The organism is Ferrovibrio sp. GW821-FHT12E11 (assembly GCF_058806975.1).
On record NZ_JBXAQG010000001.1, the window covers coordinates 1629844 to 1644352 of the forward strand.

The following is a 14509-nucleotide window of genomic DNA, read 5'->3' on the forward strand; positions in this document are numbered from 1 at the left end:
ACATCATGGACAAGTTCACCACGCTCACCGCCGTCGCTGCCCCGCTGCCGATGATCAATGTCGACACCGACATGATCATCCCCAAGCAGTTCCTGAAGACCGTGGAGCGCACCGGCCTGGCCAAGGGCCTGTTCTTCGAGTTGCGCGAAACCCCGGACGGCAAGCCGGTGCCGGATTTCTTCATGAACCAGCCGCAGTACAAGGGCGCGCAGATCCTGGTCGCCGGAGACAATTTCGGCTGCGGCTCAAGCCGCGAGCATGCGCCCTGGGCACTGCTGGATTACGGCATCCGCTGCGTGATCGCCACCAGCTATGCCGACATCTTCTATAACAACTGCTTCCAGAACGGCATCCTGCCGATCACCCTGCCGCAGGCCGAGGTCGACAAGCTGATGGATGCCGCCAAGCGCGGCCAGAATGCCCGCATCAGCGTCGACCTGGCCAAGCAGGAAGTCACCGGTCCCGATGGCAACGTGATCAAGTTCGAGATCGACGCCCACAAGAAGCATTGCCTGCTCAACGGCCTGGACAATATCGGCCTGACGCTGGAGAAGAAGTCGAAGATCGACAGCTTCGAAGGCAAGCAGCACGGCACCCAGCCTTGGCTTTACGCCCAGGCTGGACGGTAACAAAGAACCCAAACCGTCATGCCCGGGCTTGACCCGGGCATCCCATTTAATGGGACCCGCGGATCAAGTCCGCGGGTGACAATGAGAAAGCACAGAGGAACACAAGAATGGCTTCCAATCGTACCATGCTGATGCTGCCCGGCGACGGGATCGGCCCCGAGGTGATGGGCGAGGTCCGTCGCGTCATCGCCTGGATGGACAAGCGCCGGCATGTCTCCTTCGACGTCAAGGAAGACCTGGTCGGCGGCTCGGCCTTCGACAAGCATGGCACGCCGTTGCATGACAACACCATGCAGGACGCGCTGGATTGCGGCGTGGTTCTGCTCGGCGCCGTCGGCGGCCCGAAATGGGACAACCTGCCGTTTGACCAGAAGCCCGAACGCGGTCTACTGCGCCTGCGCAAGGAAATGGACCTGTTCGCCAACCTGCGCCCGGCCAAATGCTTCGACGCCCTGGTGGATGCCAGCAGCCTGAAGCCCGAGATCGTCAAAGGTCTCGACATCATGATCGTGCGCGAACTGACCGGCGGCGTCTATTTCGGCCAGCCGCGCGGCATCGAAACCCTGCCCAATGGTGAACGTCGCGGTATCAATACGCAGGTCTATACCACCAGCGAAATCCGCCGTGTGGCGGCTGTCGCCTTCGAGCTAGCCAAGAAGCGCGGCAACAAGGTGACCTCGCTGGAAAAGGCCAATGTGATGGAATCCGGCGTGCTGTGGCGCGAGGAAGTCACCAAGCTGCACCAGGAGCAGTTCAAGGACGTGCAGCTGGAGCATATGTATGCCGATAACGGCGCCATGCAGCTGGTGCGCGCGCCCAAGCAGTTCGACGTGATGGTGACCGACAACCTGTTCGGCGACATCCTCTCGGACGCCGCCGCCATGCTGACCGGTTCGCTCGGCATGCTGCCGTCTGCGTCTTTGGGCGCAGCGGACCCTGCCACCGGTCGCCGCATGGCGCTGTTCGAGCCGGTGCATGGCTCGGCCCCGGACATTTCCGGCAAGGGCATCGCCAATCCGCTCGCCACCATCCAGAGCTTCTCGATGGCGCTGCGCTATGCCTACGATCTCAGCGCCGATGCCGACCTGATCGACCAAGCCGCTGAGAATGTACTGAGCAAGGGCATCCGCACCGCCGATCTCGGCGGCGGCGGCACCCGCGTCGGCACCACCGGCATGGGCGACGCCCTGCTGATGGAACTCGACCGCCTGGCTGCCTGATTTCAGCGCAGCATCCAGAATAGTCAAAGGCCGGAGCTGAACCCTCCGGCCTTTTTCTTTGGGCTTGCATGACAGCACTGCTTTGGCGACTGTTGCCCTGTCGTCTGGGAGGGTGACCATGCTGAAGCTGATCGGCCGCAACCTGTCGCCCTATTCCCGCCGCGTCGCCGTGGCGATGACCCTGCTGGATATCCCGCATACGCGCGAATACCTCTCGGTCACCGCCGATCCCGACCGCGGCCTAGAACTCAATCCGGTCGGCCGCGTGCCGGTGCTGGAACTGGAAGGCGGCGAACGGCTGATCGAGTCGGCTGCCATCCTCGATTACCTGATGGAACTGGTCGGCCCGGCGAAAAGCCTGATCCCGCCGCATGGCCGCACGCGGCGCGACTGCATCCAGCTGATGGCGATCGGCAGCGGCGTGATGGACAAGGCGGTGAATGCCATTTACGAGGTGCGCCGGCGTCCGGCCGACAAGGTGCACGAGCCCTGGCGCCAGCATCTGCTGCGCCAGGCCAGCGGCGGCCTCGCCGCCCTGGATGCCCACAAGATGGGGCCGTGGCTGCTGGGCGAACAGATGTCGATGGCCGATATCACCGCCGCCGTGACGGTCAGCTTCCTGCGCGTCATGCTGCCCGACGATCTGGTGCCGGCCGGACTCTATGCCAGCCTCTACGACCTGACCGAGCGGGCGGAAAAGCTCGCCTGCTTCCAGGCCCATCCGCTGGAGAAGGCCTAACCTGTTTTTGTCATCCCCGCGAAAGCGGGGATCCCATTTTTAATGGGACCCCGAGTCAAGCCCGGGGTGATGGTTGAAGTGGGTATTCGCCCGCGACGCGGATATTGCCATGCTCGATGCGCAGCAGCTGCAGCGCCGCGATGCGGCCGGCAACCGGTTTCTGCAACGCGCCCATCTGTCGCTCCAGTGCCTTCGCCGAAAACACCGCGCCGAAGCGGGTCAGCGTCAGATGCGGCTCATACACATCTTTTCCGCCCAGCCTATGATAGAGCGCCGTCAGCGGTTCGGCCGAGGCTGCATCGGCATGCAGCACATTGAGGAAGCGGTATTTCGGCGCGTATGAATCCTCCATGCGGCCGAGCCGGTCGAACACGATATCGAAAGCCGGCGTCACTGCCGCCATCGCGGCCACATGGCCGGCGAACCAGTCGGCATCAGCCGGATCATGCGGGAAACTGAGCGTCACATGGGCGGCAACGCGGTCGACTTGCGGATCATGGGCACGGCGAATGGCCTCGATCCAGGCGGCATCGGCGGCGGAAAACTGCGGCACGGCGATCACCGCGAACATAGCGCAGCTATTTCAGGCGGTCGGCGAAGAAGGCCAGCGCCTGGCGCGTCGCATCCTCGGTGGCAGCACGGTTGGCCGGCACGGCCTGGCGCTCGCGGCCGGGATCGTCGAAGCCATGCATGGCGCCGGGATAGACCTGCAGCGCAAGGTCTGCCCCTTTGGCGCGGCTGCGCGTGGCGAGCGTGATGCAGATGTTCGGCGACACTTCCTCATCCAGTTCGGCGGCGAAAATCCGCACCGGCGCATAGGGCAGCAGTCCGCCCTTGTATTTGTCCTTCAGCGCACAGCCGGGATAAAACGCCAGTCCGGCGCGGAAGCCCTGTGCCGCGCCACCGCTCGGCGTCAGGCCCGGCGCATCGGGTGTCAGCGCCGCCAGCACGGCGCTGCCCCCATTCGACCAGCCCATCAGGCCAACGCGGTTCCCGGCGATATCGCCGCGGCGGCGCAGATAGGCCAGCGCCGCATAGGCATCCTGCGGTCGTACCACGGTCTCGTCGATCTCGGCCGGGCGGCTGTCATAGGTGCCGCGCTCGAAACCGGCCGGATAGCCGCGCGGGCCGAAGCCGTCGACGATCAGCGCCGCATAGCCCTGCCCGGCCCAGCGCTCGGCCCATTGGCGATGGCGCTGCGACAGGGTTGTCGCCGTGTAGACGCCTTTCGCCAGCGAGGAATAGGCGCCGGTGCGGCCATGCATCAGGATCACGGCCGGCACCGGTGCGGCCGTAGCGTCTTTCGGCAGGAACAGATAGCCGACCAGATCGACGGGCTCATGCAGCGCCCGGAACCGCACGGTGTCCTGGGCAAATGCCGGCATGGCCGCCACCATCAGCCCTCCGACAAGAAATCCCAGTATCCACTGTCGCATCTTGCTCTCTCCGCCACCCCCGCTAGGCTAGACGCAACGCCGCTCCGGATCAAAGAGGCCGCCATGCCGCTCTCGCTCTATCTTGCTGCCGCCCTTGCCGGCGCCGCCTATACGCTGACGCCCGGCCCGGCTTTCCTCGCCCTGCTGGGCATCGGCGCCGGACAGGGACGGGTCGCCGGCCTGAAATTCCTCGCCGGGCATTTCGCCGGCGACATTGTCTGGGGCGCGCTGGCGCTGGTGGCGATCATCGGCTCGGCCAGCCTCGGCACCCTGGTGTTCGATATCCTCGGCCTGATCTGCGGCGCCTATCTGCTGCTGCTGGGCTGGCGCGCCGTTACCGTGAAGCGCAGCATTGATGGCGCGCTCAACACCGACGTGGCGCAGCCGCTGCGGCGCGGCCTGGCCTTTGGCATCACCAACCCGAAAAGCTATGCCGTGGCGATTGCCATGTTCACAGCTTTGCTCGCCGCCCATGCCGGCGAGCTGACCTGGGCCAGCCTGCCGCCGCTGCTGCTGGCCGCCTGCGCCGGCTTCATCATCGGCGACGCGATCCTGGTCTGGGTGATCGGCGCGGCGCCGGTGCGACGGCTCTATCGCCGCCACGAACTCTGGGTGACGCGGATCAGCGGCGTGATCTTCCTGGGCTTTGGCCTGCAGGCGCTGACTCATGCGGGCGCGGGGCTGCTCAGGCGTTCCTAAAGACAGCCTTCGACATACTGGATGTATTCGGACAAGCCAGCACGAACTCCCACCACCACACCGTCGACAACTTCAAAGAGAATACCCGTCATACCGTCCGGTGACGATGGAACAATCAGGTAGCGACCATCCTTACCGACATAGAAATGCGGTTCGGACAGAATTCCGTCTGATTTGTAGGCTGTCAGAATATCGCCATCCCGATCACCTACACCAAAGCCCTTTGCTGTCTTGACTGGCGGCTCATAGGTATCCACACGCACCATGCGACCATAAGCCATCATGAAAGCGATCTCATCAGCCACCCCCAACGGAGTTGCGTAGTAGCAGCCGTCGTTTTCAAATGGTGGCGGGGGATCGGTATCGTTCGGATCGAAACGTGTAATCTCGAACGTGAGACCGGAGACGCGCCTCATGTCGTCAAGCGTCATGCCGATGATAAAAGCCCCAATGCCGTCTGCACGTAGGGGATTATCGTGATACCCCTTAGGCCCTCGCGTCTGTGCTCCAGCAAGCAGAGATGCGCATAGTCCGATCAGCCCCAAGCCGGCAGAAAGGCAATGAAAAAGTCGTTTCATGGACCAACTATAGTCGTCTCAGCGCCTCGCGCACCAGCGGCAGGCGGTCGTTGCCGAAGAACATCTGGCCGTTCACAAACAGCGTCGGCGAGCCGAAGCCACCGCGCGCGATCAGCTCGTCGGTATTGGCTTTGAGCTGCTCCTTCACGCCGGGTTCGGTGATCGCTTGCGCCAGCCGGGCCGGATCGAGGCCGGCGCGCCTGGCCGCTTCCGCCACCACATCGTCCTGGCTGATGTCGCGGTTTTCACTCCAGTAGAGTTCGAAGAAGGCCGTCGCCAGTGCTGCCTCCTTGCCTTCGCCCTGCGTCTTGGCCCAGAGCAGGCCGCGCAGCGCCTTCACGGAATTCACCGGAAACACCGCCGGCGGAAAGGTGATCTTGATGCCCGCCAGTTTCGCCCAGGCCTGCAGGTCCTGCTTCACCCAGGCATCGCGCGCCGGCACCGGGTTCTCGCGCATGCGATACATGGTGGGGTTCACCGTGTTGAATACGCCGCCGACCAGGAACGGCCGCCAGACGATCTCCGCGCCCTGTTCTTTGGCCAGTCCCTGCACATTGACGAAGCAGAGATAGGTCCAGGGCGAGGAGACATCGTAGAAGACTTCGATGGTCTTGCCCATGACGTTCACCCCTTATGCGGCACCAGGATGAAGCCGGCGCGCGGGAAATGCACATGCACGATGCCGGTCTCCGGCGTTTCGCGGCGGATCGTCACGCTCTGGGCATCCAGCCCCACCAGCGCCCCGATGGTGGCATCGCGGCCGGTATCGTCGGGCGTCACGCTGACCATGGCGCCCTCGGCAAGGCCGAGCGTGTTGGCGCAGACGCCGCCTTTCAGCGTCGCCGGCTCGGCATTTTTCGCGATCTCGATGGCGGCCTTGGAATCCATGTCGGCCGGACTGCCATGACCGAAGCCCTTCATGCGGTCGGCCCAGACATTCAGCGCCGTGTAATCGGCGAGATCGGTGGCTTTCGCCCGGTCGCGCACGAACCAGACGCAGTGATAGACCGCGAGATCGGCGAGGCTGGGCGCGTCGCCGAACAGGAATTTGCGGCCGTCATGCAGGGCATCCTCGATCCAGCCCAGATGCGCGCGCAGCGGACCGTTCATCACGGCGGCCTGCATTTTCATCTTCGTGCGGTCGATGGTGCGGCCGGAAAACTTGGCGCGGTCTTCCAGAAAAGCATCCGGCATCTGCTCGCCCATCAGGCCGAAGGCGATGGCGACCGAGGCCGAGAAGAGCTGGTGGTCGGCCCAGTAGGCGACGCCCTCGGCCAGGCCCTTGGCTGAGCCGGGATAGAAGGTCGGCGACGGATGCCGGCGCTCGATCTCGCGCAGAATGATCTGGGTGTCGCAGTAGATATCGGCGCCGACCTGCATCACCGGCGTCTTGCGATAGGCACCAGTCAGCGCCGTGAGATCTGGCTTGGGCATCATCGGCGGAATCTTCACCGACTGCCACGGCGCCTGCTTGATGCCGAAGGCGACGCGCACCTTTTCCGAGAAGGGCGAGGTGCCATAGTGGTGCAGGATCATGTCGGCCATTCTCGTTCCCTCCGGTTTTATGCTTTGAGGGAAGATTAAGGTCGCTGCCCCAACGTCAGGCAAGGGCTGACATGACCTGCCCCTGCAATTGTTCGAGCTGGCGGCTGAACATCGCCGGATCGTCCAGCGCCCTGCTGAGCACCAGGGCGCCCTGGATGCCCGCCACCGTGGTTTCGGCCAGCGCCCGGGCATTCCCCGCGCCGCCGCGCTGCAGCGCCGCCTGCAGCGCATCGATCCAGCGGGTGAAATAGTCCTGCACGGCAACCGCAAAACGGTCGCGTGTCGCATCCAGCGCGAAGGCGCCGACCAGGCAGATGCGCCGGCCGCTGCGGAAATACGCATCGGTGGCGGCGAACATCGCAGCAATGGCGGTGCGCGCAGCGGTGCTGTTACGCAGCGGTGCATAGACCTCGGCCTCGAACCAGGCATCGACATGGGCCAGCACCTCGGTCGCCATCTGGTCCTTGCCGCCGGGAAAGTGGTTGTACAGGCTGCCCTTGCCGAGCCCCGAGGCTTCGGTGATGGCGCTTAAACTCGCGCCCTCGAAACCCTGTTCGCGGAAAACCTCGGCGATGCGGGCGATGGCGTCGGCGCGGGTGATCAGGGCGGCGGGCATTACAGCCCCAGATCGCTCAGCCCCGGATGGTCGTCGGGACGGCGTCCAAGCGGCCAGTGGAACTTGCGGTCGGCTTCCGCGATGCGCACATCGTTGATGCTGGCCTCGCGGCGTTCCATCAGGCCGTTCTCGTCGAACTGCCACTGTTCGTTGCCATGGCTGCGATACCAGTTGCCGCTGTCGTCATGCCATTCATAAGCGAAGCGCGCGGCGATGCGGTTGCCGGTGAAGGCCCAGACTTCCTTGATCAGGCGGTAGTCGAGTTCCTTCTGCCATTTGCGGGTCAGCAGCGCCGCGATGGCCGGGCGGCCCTGGATGAACTCGGCGCGGTTCCGCCACACACTCTGCTCGGTATAGGCCAACGCCACTTTCGCTGGATCTCGGCCGTTCCAGGCGTCTTCCGCCATGCGGGCCTTCTGGGCGGCGGTTTCGGCGGTAAACGGCGGCAGCGGAGGACGGGTCATGAGGACGGGCTCCTAAGTTTGTACCAAAAGGTACAAATCTGTCGATCCGGTGTCAACCGCGACAATTTCCCGCTTGATTGCGAGGGTTTGCGGGCCTATTTTCCGCCTCGCCTGCCGGGCGCGGCCTGCCGGGCACCAACATTCGTCTCGTGTTCCCTTGTCCGCCGGGTGTCGACCTGCCGGACGCAGCGAAAGAAGGCCAGATATGACCTATAAGGTCGCCGTTGTCGGCGCCACCGGTGTGGTGGGCCGCGAAATGCTCAACATTCTCCACGAACGCAAGTTTCCGGTCTCGGAAGTGGTTGCTCTTGCCTCGCGCCGCTCGGTCGGCCGCGACGTCATGTTCGGCGACAAGCATATCAAGGTGAAGGCGCTGGAAGACTTCGACTTCCGCGGCACCGACATCGCGATGTTCTCGGCCGGCGGCGCCACCTCGAAGGAATGGGCGCCGCGCGTGGCCGCCCAGGGCGCCATCGTGATCGACAATTCCAGCCAGTGGCGCATGGATCCCGACGTGCCGCTGATCGTGCCGGAAGTGAATGCCGACGCCATTGCCGGCTATACCAAGAAGGGCATCATCGCCAATCCGAACTGCTCGACCGCGCAGCTCGTCGTGGCCCTGAAGCCGCTGCATGACCGCGCCACCATCAAGCGCGTCGTCGTCGCCACATATCAGTCCGTCTCGGGTGCCGGCAACGAGGGCGTCAACGAACTGGAGCGCCAGACCAAGCAGATCCTGGTCAACGATCCCGTCGTGCGCGAGAAGTTCACCAAGCAGATCGCCTTCAACGTCATTCCCCATATCGACGTCTTCATGGACGACGGTTACACCAAGGAGGAATGGAAGATGACGGCCGAGACCAAGAAGATTCTCGACCCGAAGATCAAGCTGACCGCCACCTGCGTGCGCGTGCCGGTGTTCATCGGCCATTCGGAAGCGATCAACATCGAGTTCGAGCAGCCGATCAGCGCCGAAGAGGCCAGCGAAATCCTCTCCACCGCGCCGGGCGTGCAGGTTCTGGATCGCCGTGAAGACGGCGGCTACATCACGCCGCTGGAATGCGCCGGCGACTACAACACCTTCGTGTCACGCATCCGCGAGGACTTCACCGTCGACAACGGCCTGGTCATGTGGGTGGTTTCGGACAACCTGCGCAAGGGCGCGGCGCTGAATGCCGTGCAGATTGCCGAAGTGCTGGCGGCCCGCCACCTGAAGAAGCAGGCCGCGTAACCTTTTCGTAGAAGCAGAAGAGTCTTTGCCTTCACGGGCCGCTGGCAACAGCGGCCCGTTTCTTTGCGGTTACCGGCGATCGTCTGCCTGCTGAGCGGCTGCAGGAATAACCATACCATTGATGCATTGCGCAACCGCGAAGGCTTCGATGTAATGCCATTGCAAATGGCTATCCGCTTCCTTCCCCGCTCCACGCTCACGATGCTGCAGACCACACCTGACGGAACGCATCCGGATGACCGCAGGTTCGCGGCGCCATGACAGCATCCCCTGCACTGCCGGCCGATGCCCATCCGATGATCCGCCAGGCCCATGATTATTGGGCCTCGGTGCGGCCCGCACCCGACCTGCTGCCCGGCCGCCAGCATGTGGAACCGACCGCAATCCCGAAGCTGCTGTCGCATATCTGGATGATCGACGTCCAAGGCAATACCGATGGCGGCGGGCCGCTGCGCTTCCGTTATCGCCTGCTGGGCACCGCGATCCGCCGCGTCACCGAAGCCGGCGAAACCGTGGTGGGGCGTTGGCTGGACGAGGTCGATCCCGATTTCGTCGCCTCGGGGCGTTTCGAGGCCTTTGCCGGACCGGTGCACGACGGGCAGCTGCGCTATCGCCGCGGCCAGCCACAGTTTCCGCTCGGCCTGGATCATCTGACCATCGAGCGGCTGTTCCTGCCGCTGGCTGCCGATGGGCGCAGGGTCGACATGCTGTTCTGCATCTCGCTGTTCCTCTCGGCCGGCCACACGCTGATGGATCCCGGCGAATGAACGCGGATTTCACTCTGCCGCCCGACGCGCATCCGGCGATGCAGCAGGGCCTGGCCTATTGGCGCAGCGCCATACCGGGCCCTAGCCAGCTGCCCGGCCGCCAGCATATCGATCCGCTCGGCATGCCGGCGCTGCTGCCCTATGCCTGGCTATTGGAGGTGCATCCGCCGGAACCGGAGATGAGCATCCCGCGCTTCCGCTTCCGCCTGGTCGGCAGCCATGTCGATATCGGCTTCGGCGGCCCGAAGACCGGCAACTGGCTGCATGAGATGGAACCCGGCTTTGAAGCCGTGACCACGCGCTCGCGCAGTTTCGTCGCTGCCGCCAGCAATGGCGAGATCAGTCACCGGCGCGGCGTGCCGCGTTTTCGCATGAATGCCGATGCCGCCGAGGTCGAACGCCTGATCCTGCCGCTGGCGGCGAACGGGTATCGCGTCGACATGCTGCTGGGCTTCACCATCTTTTACGACGGTTACGGCGCCCTGGTGCGCGACATCCCGTAAGGATCAGCGCACGCGCTGGATGTCGGGCAGGACCTGCGGCGAGACCAAGGCCTCCTGCATCAGTTCCAGACGCATTTCCGGCGCCCGGTTTTCCAGGGCATCGCGCAGCAGCGTGAAAGTGGCGGCCATGGCAAACAGCAAGGCCTTCTTCGCCGGCTTGCCTTTGAGCGTGCGGGCCAGGAACAGCGACGCAAAGAGATCGCCCGCGCCTTTGGGCAGGCCCTCGCCAAGATCGGGCACGGAGGCCAGCCAGGCACCCTCGGCATTCACCAGCAAGGCTTCCAGCCGGCCCGCGCCGCCATCCTGCCGGTGCAGGGTGGTGGCAATCACGGTCGACGGACCCTTGGTCCGCAGCGCATCGCAGGCAGAAAGCGCCGCGGGCAGGGACGCGATCGGCCCGCCGGTGAGATAGTCCAGCTCGAAACCGTTCGGTGTGATGATGTCGGCCGAGGGAAACAGTTTGTCGCGGATGAAGGCCGGCAGGGTGGGATCGACATAGAGTCCGCTGTCGGTATCGCCCATGACCGGGTCGCAAAGAAAGATCGCGTTCGGGTTGGCCGCCTTCACTGCCAGCGCGGCGCGACCGGCGGCCTCGGCCGTGCGCGGATTGCCGAGCCAGCCGAGCAGCACGGCATCGATCCGGTTCCATTCCGGCCGGGTCTGCAGCGCGGCGATCCAGGCATCCATTTCCTCGGGCGCCGTGGGCCGGTGCGCCGGCGGACCGTAGGACGGGTTGAAGGCCAGCAGGCCGGTGGGCACCGGCCAGACCTCGATGCCTGAACGCTGCAGCGGAAACACGCCGGCATTGTTGCCGACATGGCCATAGATGACCTGACTCTGGATGCTGAGCACGCGCATGGCCGGGGGTCCCAAGGTCGTAATTACACGGACGATTCCTGTCGCGAAGGAAACTTGCCACGACCCGGACCCCGATTATAGTGGCGGGGCCTTGTGCAATGCAGCATAGACAGAAACGACGACAACCGAGAGACAGCCGCATGACCGCCACCGCCCGCCCCCGCCGCAGCGTGCTCTACATGCCGGGTTCCAATGCCCGGGCGCTGGATAAGGCCAGGACCCTGGCGGCCGATGCACTGATCCTCGATCTTGAGGACGCCGTGGCGCCCGAACAGAAGGCCCTGGCCCGCGAGCAGGTCTGCACGGCAGTGATCGCCGGCGGCTATGGCGGGCGCGAACTGATTATCCGCACCAACGGGCTCGACACGCCCTGGGGCATCGAAGATGTGATCGCCGCGGCGAAAGCCGGTCCTGATGCCATCCTGCTGCCCAAGGTGGAAAGCGCCGCCCAGGTGCAGCAGGCCGAGCAGCTGCTCAACCAGCATGGCGCGCCGGACAAGACCGCGATCTGGTGCATGATGGAAACGCCGAAAGGCATCCTGCATGCCGAGACCATCGCCGGATCGTCCAAACGTCTGTCCGCTCTCGTCATGGGCACCTCCGATCTGGTCAAGGACCTGAACGCCCAGCACACGCCGCTGCGGCTTCCTGTCCTGACCGCGCTTGGCATCTGCATCCTCGCCGCCCGCGCCTATGGGCTGGCGATCCTCGATGGCGTGCATCTCGACCTTGATGATGAGGCCGGCTTCGAAGCCGCCTGCCGCCAGGGCCTGGACTTCGGCTTCGACGGCAAAACGCTGATCCACCCCAAGACCATCGACACCGCCAACCGCGTGTTTGCGCCCAGCGAAGCGCAGGTGGCCTATGCCCACAAGATCATTGCCGCCTTCGAGGCCGCATCGAAAGACGGCAAAGCCGTGGTGCTGGTGGATGGCAAGCTGATCGAGAACCTGCATGTAGAGCAGGCGAAGAAGCTGGCGGCCCTGGCCGACGCCATCGCGAAACTGCAGGCGGCTTAACCATTCCTTCGTCATCGGCGGGTCATGAAGATGGCCCGCACAGGCGGATACAGGAAGATGAAGGCATGAGCGACAAGACCAATCCCGGCAATTTCTTTGAAGACTTCCGGCTCGACCAGGAAATCCGCCACGCCACGCCACGCACCATCACCGCCGGCGATGTGGCGCTCTATACCGCGCTCTACGGCACGCGCTTTCCAGCGCAGTCGGCCGATACCTTTGCCCGCCGGCTGGGCCTACGCGGCGCGCCGGTCGACGATCTGCTAGCCTTCCATGTGGTCTTCGGCAAAACCGTGCCGGATATCTCGCTGAATGCCGTCGCCAACCTGGGCTACGCCGAATGCCGCTGGCTCAGCCCGGTCTATGCCGGCGAGACCATCTACACGGTCTCGCGCGTCATCGGCCTGAAGGAAAATTCGAACAAGAAAACCGGCATCGTCTATGTGCGCAGCCAGGGCTACAAGGATGGCGACGAGCTGGTGCTGGATTACGTGCGCTGGGTGATGGTGAAAAAGCGCGACGAAAACGCCGTCGTCGCCGATGAGCGCGTGCCGCCGCTGCTGGATCATGTCGCACCGGCGCAGCTGCGGCTGCCGCCCGGGCTGGATCTGGCCCATTACGACTGGACGCTGGCCGGCAGCCGCCATGGCTGGGAAGACTACGAGCCCGGCGAGAAGATCGACCATGTCGATGGCATGACCATCGAGGAAGCCGAGCATATGCTGGCGACGCGGCTGTACCAGAACACCGCGAAGGTGCATTTCGACCAGCATCGCCAGGGTCAGGACAAGCTCGGCCGCCGCCTGATCTATGGCGGTCACGTCATCAGCATGGCCCGTGCGCTCAGCTTCAACGGCCTGGCCAACGCTGCCTTCGTGCTGGCGATCAATGGCGGCCGCCATGTGAACCCCACCGTTGCCGGCAACACCATCTACGCCTGGTCGCAGGTGATCGACAAAGCCGAGCTGGATGGCCGCAGCGATGCCGGCGCCCTGCGTCTGCGCACCCTGGCCCTGAAAGACCAGCCGGGCACCGCCTTCCCCGACCGCGACGCGACCGGGAAATATCCCGACTGCGTGGTGCTGGAGCTGGATTACTGGGTGCTGATGCCGAAGCGGGAAAAACGGCGGCGGTAAAGGCTTGGTCGGCCGATTAGAACGATCGTTCGTTTCTCATAGATAAGAGCCGTTCGCAAGAGCGGCCTTCGGCGCGGGCTGAAACCGAAAATCCCTTGCAAGCCGGGGGTTTAGACGGTTAAAAACAGATTCGCACGATCATTGACTCAGCAGGGCCCCGGTCTAGTATCCGGCCTGCTTTTCGGGCGTCGAATCGGCTGCATTCCCCTGCTGTCGCCGGCGCACCGCCCCATCCAAGATGCCTGCGGGTCATGCCCTTGGGCGAAGGCGCAAAAATGGCGAACGTCGAACGACCGCTCTCTCCCCACCTGCAGATTTATCGCTGGCCCGTCACCATGGCGACGTCGATCCTGCATCGCGCCACCGGCTGCGGCCTGGCGGCCGGCACGCTGCTGCTGGCCTGGTGGCTGGTGGCGGCCGCGGCCGGTCCGGAATACTACGCGATGGTGCAGGCCTGCCTCGGCTCGTGGCTCGGCCGCCTGATCCTGCTCGGATTCACCTGGGCGCTGTTCTACCACCTGCTGAACGGCATCCGGCATCTCTTCTGGGACGCCGGCCATGGCTACAGCCTTCCGGTCGCCAACAAATCGGGCTGGGCGGTGATCGGCGGTTCGGTCGTGTTGACCGTGCTGGCCTGGATCCTGGCCTACGCCTGGAAGTGAGGAGCGCATCATGAGCAAGTCCATTCCGACCATGCGCACCCATCTGAAGAGCGTGCGCGGCCTGGGCGCCGCCAAGGAAGGCGTGCAGCACTGGTGGCTGCAGCGCATCACTGCCATCGCCATGATCCCGCTGCTGCTGATCATGCTGGTGACGCTGCTGAAGCTGGCCACCGGCGACCATGCCGCCGTCACTGCGGCCTTCAAGCATCCGCTGCTCGCCGTCGTCGCCCTGCTGAGCATCCTGGCCGTCTTCTGGCATATGAAGCTCGGCCTGCAGGTGGTGATCGAAGACTACGTGCATAGCGAAGGCCTGAAGATGGCCAGCCTGCTCGCCATCACCTTCGCTGCCTTCATCGTCGGCGGCATTGCCGCCCTGTCGGTGCTCAAGCTGTTCCTCGGAGTCTGAC

19 protein-coding genes are annotated in these 14509 nt (G+C 64.3%); 11 read left to right on the top strand and 8 right to left on the bottom strand.

Annotated features, from left to right (window positions below):
- Positions 1-5: 5 nt before the first annotated feature.
- From leuD to AC1ROT_RS08010, 3 genes are all read left to right on the top strand, one after another.
- Positions 6-629: a 3-isopropylmalate dehydratase small subunit gene (leuD, locus tag AC1ROT_RS08000; RefSeq protein ID WP_492972746.1), complete on the top strand. Its 624-nt coding sequence runs from the start codon at positions 6-8 to the stop codon at positions 627-629.
- A 107-nt stretch (positions 630-736) separates the two neighbouring features.
- The gene (leuB, locus tag AC1ROT_RS08005) at positions 737-1849 is read left to right on the top strand and encodes a 3-isopropylmalate dehydrogenase (protein ID WP_492972745.1); all 1113 of its coding nucleotides are present in this window, start codon (positions 737-739) and stop codon (positions 1847-1849) included.
- 118 nt (positions 1850-1967) lie between these two features.
- A complete protein-coding gene (locus AC1ROT_RS08010) occupies positions 1968-2588 on the top strand; it encodes a glutathione S-transferase family protein (RefSeq protein WP_492998272.1) in 621 nt (206 codons plus the stop codon).
- Positions 2589-2643: 55 nt separating this feature from the next.
- Here AC1ROT_RS08010 and AC1ROT_RS08015 read toward each other — a convergent pair whose 3' ends face one another.
- Entirely contained in the window at positions 2644-3159 is a 516-nt protein-coding gene (locus AC1ROT_RS08015; RefSeq protein WP_492998273.1) for a 2'-5' RNA ligase family protein, read from the bottom strand.
- Between the two features lie 7 nt (positions 3160-3166).
- Complete coding sequence (locus AC1ROT_RS08020) at positions 3167-4024, bottom strand: dienelactone hydrolase family protein (protein WP_492998275.1); 858 nt, start codon at positions 4022-4024, stop codon at positions 3167-3169.
- A gap of 63 nt (positions 4025-4087) precedes the next feature.
- Between AC1ROT_RS08020 and AC1ROT_RS08025 the strand changes: the two genes are divergently transcribed.
- Positions 4088-4723 carry a LysE family translocator gene (locus AC1ROT_RS08025; RefSeq protein ID WP_492998277.1) on the top strand — a complete coding sequence of 212 codons (636 nt, stop codon included), beginning with the start codon at positions 4088-4090 and terminating at the stop codon, positions 4721-4723.
- Here the strand turns inward: AC1ROT_RS08025 and AC1ROT_RS08030 are convergent.
- Genes AC1ROT_RS08030 through AC1ROT_RS08050 form a run of 5 tightly spaced genes read right to left on the bottom strand, consistent with a single transcriptional unit; the run spans position 4720 to position 7926 of the window.
- Positions 4720-5301, bottom strand: a complete 582-nt coding sequence (locus AC1ROT_RS08030; RefSeq protein WP_492998280.1) for a hypothetical protein — start codon at positions 5299-5301, stop codon at positions 4720-4722. The two genes, AC1ROT_RS08025 and AC1ROT_RS08030, sit on opposite strands and share 4 nt — an antisense overlap.
- A gap of 7 nt (positions 5302-5308) precedes the next feature.
- Positions 5309-5920 (bottom strand): 2-hydroxychromene-2-carboxylate isomerase, encoded by a 612-nt coding sequence (locus AC1ROT_RS08035; RefSeq protein WP_492972739.1) that lies wholly within the window; start codon positions 5918-5920, stop codon positions 5309-5311.
- Between the two features lie 5 nt (positions 5921-5925).
- On the bottom strand, positions 5926-6846 hold the full coding sequence (locus AC1ROT_RS08040; protein WP_492998282.1) for a glutathione S-transferase family protein: 921 nt from the start codon (positions 6844-6846) through the stop codon (positions 5926-5928).
- Between the two features lie 55 nt (positions 6847-6901).
- Positions 6902-7462: a TetR/AcrR family transcriptional regulator gene (locus AC1ROT_RS08045; protein ID WP_492998284.1), complete on the bottom strand. Its 561-nt coding sequence runs from the start codon at positions 7460-7462 to the stop codon at positions 6902-6904.
- Positions 7462-7926, bottom strand: coding sequence for a nuclear transport factor 2 family protein (locus tag AC1ROT_RS08050; protein WP_492998285.1), 465 nt, complete (start codon positions 7924-7926; stop codon positions 7462-7464). Before AC1ROT_RS08050 ends, AC1ROT_RS08045 begins: the two co-directional genes overlap by 1 nt.
- 205 nt (positions 7927-8131) lie before the next feature.
- Between AC1ROT_RS08050 and AC1ROT_RS08055 the strand changes: the two genes are divergently transcribed.
- From AC1ROT_RS08055 to AC1ROT_RS08065, 3 genes are all read left to right on the top strand, one after another.
- Positions 8132-9157, top strand: coding sequence for an aspartate-semialdehyde dehydrogenase (locus AC1ROT_RS08055; protein WP_492972735.1), 1026 nt, complete (start codon positions 8132-8134; stop codon positions 9155-9157).
- A gap of 257 nt (positions 9158-9414) precedes the next feature.
- Positions 9415-9924, top strand: coding sequence for a PAS domain-containing protein (locus AC1ROT_RS08060; protein WP_492998287.1), 510 nt, complete (start codon positions 9415-9417; stop codon positions 9922-9924).
- The gene (locus AC1ROT_RS08065; protein WP_492998289.1) at positions 9921-10427 is read left to right on the top strand and encodes a PAS domain-containing protein; all 507 of its coding nucleotides are present in this window, start codon (positions 9921-9923) and stop codon (positions 10425-10427) included. The genes AC1ROT_RS08060 and AC1ROT_RS08065 overlap by 4 nt, the downstream gene beginning before the upstream one ends.
- A 3-nt stretch (positions 10428-10430) precedes the next feature.
- Here AC1ROT_RS08065 and pdxY read toward each other — a convergent pair whose 3' ends face one another.
- Positions 10431-11285, bottom strand: a complete 855-nt coding sequence (gene pdxY / locus AC1ROT_RS08070) for a pyridoxal kinase (RefSeq protein WP_492972732.1) — start codon at positions 11283-11285, stop codon at positions 10431-10433.
- A gap of 140 nt (positions 11286-11425) precedes the next feature.
- Here pdxY and AC1ROT_RS08075 point away from each other — a divergent pair, with 140 nt between their 5' ends.
- The 4 genes from AC1ROT_RS08075 (at position 11426) to sdhD (ending at position 14508) form a co-directional block, all read left to right on the top strand.
- Positions 11426-12304, top strand: a complete 879-nt coding sequence (locus tag AC1ROT_RS08075; protein ID WP_492998291.1) for an HpcH/HpaI aldolase/citrate lyase family protein — start codon at positions 11426-11428, stop codon at positions 12302-12304.
- 65 nt (positions 12305-12369) lie between these two features.
- Positions 12370-13440 (top strand): MaoC family dehydratase, encoded by a 1071-nt coding sequence (locus tag AC1ROT_RS08080; RefSeq protein WP_492998292.1) that lies wholly within the window; start codon positions 12370-12372, stop codon positions 13438-13440.
- A 275-nt stretch (positions 13441-13715) separates the two neighbouring features.
- Complete coding sequence (gene sdhC / locus AC1ROT_RS08085) at positions 13716-14102, top strand: succinate dehydrogenase, cytochrome b556 subunit (RefSeq protein WP_492972729.1); 387 nt, start codon at positions 13716-13718, stop codon at positions 14100-14102.
- Between the two features lie 10 nt (positions 14103-14112).
- Positions 14113-14508 (top strand): succinate dehydrogenase, hydrophobic membrane anchor protein, encoded by a 396-nt coding sequence (gene sdhD, locus AC1ROT_RS08090; RefSeq protein WP_492972728.1) that lies wholly within the window; start codon positions 14113-14115, stop codon positions 14506-14508.
- Position 14509: the final 1 nt, after the last annotated feature.

What these genes read in the sequence shown, in the direction of transcription:
- pdxY (WP_492972732.1), bottom strand. Translation starts at nt 11,285, where the DNA reads ATGCGCGTGCTCAGCATCCAGAGTCAGGTCATCTATGGCCATGTCGGC.
- AC1ROT_RS08025 (WP_492998277.1), top strand. Translation starts at nt 4,088, where the DNA reads ATGCCGCTCTCGCTCTATCTTGCTGCCGCCCTTGCCGGCGCCGCCTAT.
- AC1ROT_RS08030 (WP_492998280.1), bottom strand. Translation starts at nt 5,301, where the DNA reads ATGAAACGACTTTTTCATTGCCTTTCTGCCGGCTTGGGGCTGATCGGA.
- AC1ROT_RS08055 (WP_492972735.1), top strand. Translation starts at nt 8,132, where the DNA reads ATGACCTATAAGGTCGCCGTTGTCGGCGCCACCGGTGTGGTGGGCCGC.
- leuB (WP_492972745.1), top strand. Translation starts at nt 737, where the DNA reads ATGGCTTCCAATCGTACCATGCTGATGCTGCCCGGCGACGGGATCGGC.
- AC1ROT_RS08040 (WP_492998282.1), bottom strand. Translation starts at nt 6,846, where the DNA reads ATGGCCGACATGATCCTGCACCACTATGGCACCTCGCCCTTCTCGGAA.
- AC1ROT_RS08050 (WP_492998285.1), bottom strand. Translation starts at nt 7,926, where the DNA reads ATGACCCGTCCTCCGCTGCCGCCGTTTACCGCCGAAACCGCCGCCCAG.
- AC1ROT_RS08080 (WP_492998292.1), top strand. Translation starts at nt 12,370, where the DNA reads ATGAGCGACAAGACCAATCCCGGCAATTTCTTTGAAGACTTCCGGCTC.
- AC1ROT_RS08015 (WP_492998273.1), bottom strand. Translation starts at nt 3,159, where the DNA reads ATGTTCGCGGTGATCGCCGTGCCGCAGTTTTCCGCCGCCGATGCCGCC.
- sdhC (WP_492972729.1), top strand. Translation starts at nt 13,716, where the DNA reads ATGGCGAACGTCGAACGACCGCTCTCTCCCCACCTGCAGATTTATCGC.
- AC1ROT_RS08010 (WP_492998272.1), top strand. Translation starts at nt 1,968, where the DNA reads ATGCTGAAGCTGATCGGCCGCAACCTGTCGCCCTATTCCCGCCGCGTC.
- AC1ROT_RS08035 (WP_492972739.1), bottom strand. Translation starts at nt 5,920, where the DNA reads ATGGGCAAGACCATCGAAGTCTTCTACGATGTCTCCTCGCCCTGGACC.
- AC1ROT_RS08065 (WP_492998289.1), top strand. Translation starts at nt 9,921, where the DNA reads ATGAACGCGGATTTCACTCTGCCGCCCGACGCGCATCCGGCGATGCAG.
- AC1ROT_RS08060 (WP_492998287.1), top strand. Translation starts at nt 9,415, where the DNA reads ATGACAGCATCCCCTGCACTGCCGGCCGATGCCCATCCGATGATCCGC.
- AC1ROT_RS08020 (WP_492998275.1), bottom strand. Translation starts at nt 4,024, where the DNA reads ATGCGACAGTGGATACTGGGATTTCTTGTCGGAGGGCTGATGGTGGCG.
- sdhD (WP_492972728.1), top strand. Translation starts at nt 14,113, where the DNA reads ATGAGCAAGTCCATTCCGACCATGCGCACCCATCTGAAGAGCGTGCGC.
- AC1ROT_RS08075 (WP_492998291.1), top strand. Translation starts at nt 11,426, where the DNA reads ATGACCGCCACCGCCCGCCCCCGCCGCAGCGTGCTCTACATGCCGGGT.
- AC1ROT_RS08045 (WP_492998284.1), bottom strand. Translation starts at nt 7,462, where the DNA reads ATGCCCGCCGCCCTGATCACCCGCGCCGACGCCATCGCCCGCATCGCC.
- leuD (WP_492972746.1), top strand. Translation starts at nt 6, where the DNA reads ATGGACAAGTTCACCACGCTCACCGCCGTCGCTGCCCCGCTGCCGATG.